Genomic DNA, 4373 nt, shown 5'->3' on the forward strand with positions numbered 1-4373 from the left:
AAGCTGGAAGCTGGAAGCTGGGCTGTACCCTAGAACAGATCGCCCCCATGGCAACGCCATGGGGGCGATCTTTCTTCCAGCTTCCAGGCGCGAAGCGCCGCTCTTCAAGCTGACAGCTCCCGGCGAAGCCGGGTCAGAGATCCATCAGCTCATCGAGGCGATCGACCAGCTTGAAGATACCGGTGGCGGCCTCGCTGATGCGGGTGGCGAGCATATAGGCCGGCGTGGTCACCACGCGGTGCTCAAAGTCGACCACGATGTCCTCGACCCCGCAGCTGCGGTGCAGCCCGCCCATGGCGCTGATGGCGCCGGAGACGCCCGGGTCGTGGCCGATGGTCACGGCGATGCCGTTGCCCAGCAGCCGCGGCACCATCACTGGGCTGATGCACATCAGGCCGATCGGCTTGCGCGCCTCATGGAAGTCTTCGAGGACCTCCTTGAGCGCGTCGAGCACCTGCATCTCGGCCCCCGCCTCGGCGAAGGTGGAGAGGTTCTTGGCCGCCCCGAAGCCGCCGGGGAGCACCACCGCATCGAACTCGTCCGCGGCCAGCTCGTCGAGGGGCAGGATCTCGCCCCGCGCCAGACGCGCCGACTCGGTCAGCACGTTGCGCGTCTCGCCCTCGACCACCTCACCGCGGCGATGGTCGACCACGTGGTGCTGGGCGATGTCCGGCGCGAAGCAGCGGTAGCCGATGCCCAGCTGGTCGAGCCGCAGCAGGGTCAGGGTGGTCTCGTAGATCTCGGAGCCGTCCTGGACACCGCAGCCCGAGAGGATGACCGCCACCTGTTTGCTCATGCCTATCTCCTTGCAGGGTTCGCCTGCCCGCGGCAGGACCGAAAAGAAAGCCTCACTCTAGAGCGATCCCCCCGGTGCGACAAGGCGAGACTTTCGGCGACCCGGCGCGCTGATATACTCGAGGCCAGACGACACCCCCGCTGTCACACTTCTGTCACACCGCGCCGCCAGACTGATAACGGCGGCGCCAGAGCCGGAGAGACGACCTTGAGCTTCACCACCCCACGCCAGTTCCCCGCCACCCGCATGCGGCGCATGCGCCGCGATGCCTTCTCGCGCCGGCTGATGCAGGAAAACGTGCTGACCCCGGCCGACTTGATCTGGCCGGTCTTCGTCCAGGAGGGCGAAGGCCAGCGCGAGGCGGTGCCCTCCATGCCGGGGGTCGAGCGCCTGTCGCTTGACCTGCTGATCGAGGAGGCCCGCGAGGCGGTGGCGCTGGGTATCCCCGCCATCGCGCTGTTCCCGGTGGTCGACGCCTCGCTGAAGAGCGAGCTGGCCGAGGAGGCGTACAGCGCCGGCGGCCTGGTGCAGCGTAGCGTGCGTGCCCTCAAGGAGGCCCTCCCCGAGCTCGGCATCATCACCGATGTGGCGCTGGACCCCTACACCAGCCATGGCCAGGACGGGATCATCGACGACCAGGGCTACGTGCTCAACGACCGCACCGTGGAGACGCTGCTCAAGCAGGCCCTCTCACACGCCGAGGCCGGCGCCGACGTGGTCGCCCCCTCGGACATGATGGATGGCCGCATCGGCGAGATCCGCCGGGTGCTAGAGCAGGAGCAGCTGGTCAACACCCGCATCATGGCCTACAGCGCCAAGTACGCCTCGCGCTACTACGGCCCCTTCCGCGATGCGGTGGGCTCCGCCGCCAACCTGGGGAAGGCGGACAAGCGCACCTACCAGATGGATCCGGCCAACGGCGACGAGGCGCTGCACGAGGTGGCCCTGGACCTCGCCGAGGGCGCGGACATGGTGATGATCAAGCCCGGCATGCCCTACCTGGACGTGGTGCGCCGGGTGAAGGACGAGCTCAAGGCGCCCACCTACGCCTACCAGGTGAGCGGCGAGTACGCCATGCACATGGCCGCCTTCGAGGCCGGCTGGCTGGACGCCGACGAGGTGATCCTGGAGTCGCTACTGTGCTTCAAGCGTGCCGGTGCCGACGGCGTGCTGACCTATTTCGCCAAGCGAGCGGCCCGCCTGCTCGCCCAGTGATGGAAGGGACTGCGCGCCCTTCCCTGCCACGAGAGAGTTGCCCATGGAAGATCGCAGTCCCCCCTCATCGCCCGCCACTCCGTTAGCCCTGGCTGCCGCCGGCGACGACGCCGGCAGCGACGTGCCGAGCCCGCGCCTCAACCAGACCCGGGCCGGCATCAAGCCCAAGGCACCGGCGGCGAGCGACGCCGACCTGAGCGACCCCACGCTCTACTTCAACCGCGAGCTCTCCCACCTGCAGTTCAACATCCGGGTGCTGGAACAGGCGCTGGACGAGGCGCATCCCCTGCTCAACCGGCTGATGTTCCTGTTGATCTTCTCGTCGAACATGGACGAGTTCTTCGAGATCCGGGTCGCCGGCCTCAAGCACCAGCTGGCCCTGGGTGATATCAGCTCCGGGGCCGACGGGCGCACCCCGCGGGCGGTGCTCGCCGAGATCTCGCGCATCGCCCACGAGCAGATCGAGCGCCAGTACCGCATCCTCAACGCGTCGCTGCTGCCCGCGCTGGAGGAGATGGGGCTGCGCTTCCGTCGCCGCCGCGACTGGACCAAGGCCCAGCGCGAGTGGGTGCGCGACTACTTCGAGAACGAGATCATGCCGGTGATCAGCCCCATCGGCCTCGACCCCTCCCACCCCTTCCCGCGGCTGGTCAACAAGAGCCTCAACTTCATCGTCCAGCTCGAGGGCAAGGACGCCTTCGGCCGCGAGGGCGGGCTCGCCATCCTGCCGGCCCCGCGCTCGCTGCCCCGGGTGATCAGCCTCCCCGAGGCGCTGTGCGAGGAGGGCTTCAGGGAGGCGGTGTTCCTCTCCTCGATGATCCACGCCCACGCCGAGGAGCTGTTCCCGGGCATGACGGTGCGTGGCTGCTACCAGTTCCGGCTGACCCGCAACGCCGACATGACGGTGGACCCCGAGGAGGTCTCCGACCTCGCCTCGGCGCTGCGCGGCGAGCTGCTGGCACGCCGCTACGGCAGCGGCGTACGCCTGGAGGTGGTGGACACCTGCCCCGACGAGCTGGCCGGCTTCCTGCTTCGGCAGTTCGAGCTGGAGGAGGAGGACCTCTACCGGGTCAACGGGCCGGTCAACCTGACCCGCATGATGTCGATGATCGGCGAGGTGGAGCGACCGGAACTCTTCTACCGCCCCTTCACCCCGGGGCTGCCCAAGAACCTGCGCAAGGAGGGCAGCCTGTTCGACACCATCGCCGCCGGCGACGTGCTGCTGCACCATCCCTTCCACGCCTTCTCACCGGTCGAGGACCTGCTCTCCGAAGCCGCCCGCGACCCCGGGGTGCTGGCCATCAAGCAGACCCTCTACCGCACCGGTGCCGACTCGCCCATCGTCAACTCGCTGGTGGAGGCGGCGCGGGGCGGCAAGGAGGTGACGGTGGTGATCGAGCTGCGCGCGCGCTTCGACGAGGCCGACAACCTGGCGCTCGCCTCGCGGCTGCAGGAGGCCGGCGCCATCGTCATCTATGGGGTGATGGCCTACAAGACCCACGCCAAGATGATGCATATCGTGCGCCGCGAGAAGGAGGGGCTGCGCTACTACGTGCACCTGGGCACCGGCAACTACCACTCCAAGACCGCGCGGCTCTACACCGACTACAGCCTGCTGACCGCCAACCCGACCCTGTGCGAGGACGTGCACCAGGTGTTCCAGCAGCTCTCCGGCATGGGACGTGCACGCCGCATCGAGACGCTGCTCCACGCCCCCTTCACCCTGCACGAGCGGATGGTGGAGACGATCGAGCGCGAGGCCACCGAGGCTCGCAAGGGCAAGCGCGCCCACCTGATCGTCAAGTGCAACTCGCTGACCGAGCCCAGGCTGATCCAGGCGCTCTACCGCGCCTCCCAGGCCGGCGTGGAGTGCGACCTGATCATCCGCGGGCAGTGCTGCCTGCGCCCCGGCGTTCCCGGCGTCTCGGAGAACATCCGGGTGCGTTCCATCGTCGGGCGCTTCCTGGAGCACACCCGGGTGTTCTACTTCCATAACGGCGGCAAGCCGGAGGTGTGGGCCTCCAGCGCCGACTTCATGACCCGCAACATGTTCCATCGGGTGGAGACCTGCTTCCCGCTGCTGGACAAGAAGCTGGCCGCCCGGGTGCGCAAGGACCTGGAGACCTACCTGGTGGACAACTGCCAGAGCTGGCTGCTGCAGCCCGACGGCAGCTACGTCAAGCAGCACCCCGGCGAGGCCGCCCCGATCAGCGCCCAGGAGACCCTGCTCTACGCCTACGCCGCCAAGGCCTGACCGAGCGCCGGGCTTACGCCCGGCGCTGGAAGCTGGAAAGCAGCCTAAACTGAATCGCCCCCATGGCAAGACCATGGGGGCGATTCTTCTTCCAGCTTCAGGCTTACG

At 68.1% G+C, this 4373-nt stretch carries 3 protein-coding genes; 2 read left to right on the forward strand and 1 reads right to left on the reverse strand.

Annotated features, from left to right (window positions below; translation table 11 throughout):
- Positions 1-133: 133 nt before the first annotated feature.
- On the reverse strand, positions 134-796 hold the full coding sequence (gene elbB, locus Q673_RS32935; protein WP_023007034.1) for an isoprenoid biosynthesis glyoxalase ElbB: 663 nt from the start codon (positions 794-796) through the stop codon (positions 134-136).
- A gap of 207 nt (positions 797-1003) precedes the next feature.
- On the opposite strand from elbB, the gene hemB reads away from it, so the two are divergent.
- On the forward strand, positions 1004-2011 hold the full coding sequence (gene hemB / locus Q673_RS32940) for a porphobilinogen synthase (RefSeq protein ID WP_023007035.1): 1008 nt from the start codon (positions 1004-1006) through the stop codon (positions 2009-2011).
- Between the two features lie 43 nt (positions 2012-2054).
- The gene (gene ppk1 / locus Q673_RS32945; protein ID WP_023007036.1) at positions 2055-4265 is read left to right on the forward strand and encodes a polyphosphate kinase 1; all 2211 of its coding nucleotides are present in this window, start codon (positions 2055-2057) and stop codon (positions 4263-4265) included.
- The last annotated feature ends 108 nt before the right edge of the window (positions 4266-4373 follow it).

This window comes from Halomonas sp. PBN3 (assembly GCF_000475415.1).
GTDB classification, from domain to species: Bacteria; Pseudomonadota; Gammaproteobacteria; order Pseudomonadales; family Halomonadaceae; genus Halomonas; species Halomonas shengliensis.

What these genes read in the sequence shown, in the direction of transcription:
- ppk1 (WP_023007036.1), top strand. Translation starts at nt 2,055, where the DNA reads ATGGAAGATCGCAGTCCCCCCTCATCGCCCGCCACTCCGTTAGCCCTG.
- elbB (WP_023007034.1), bottom strand. Translation starts at nt 796, where the DNA reads ATGAGCAAACAGGTGGCGGTCATCCTCTCGGGCTGCGGTGTCCAGGAC.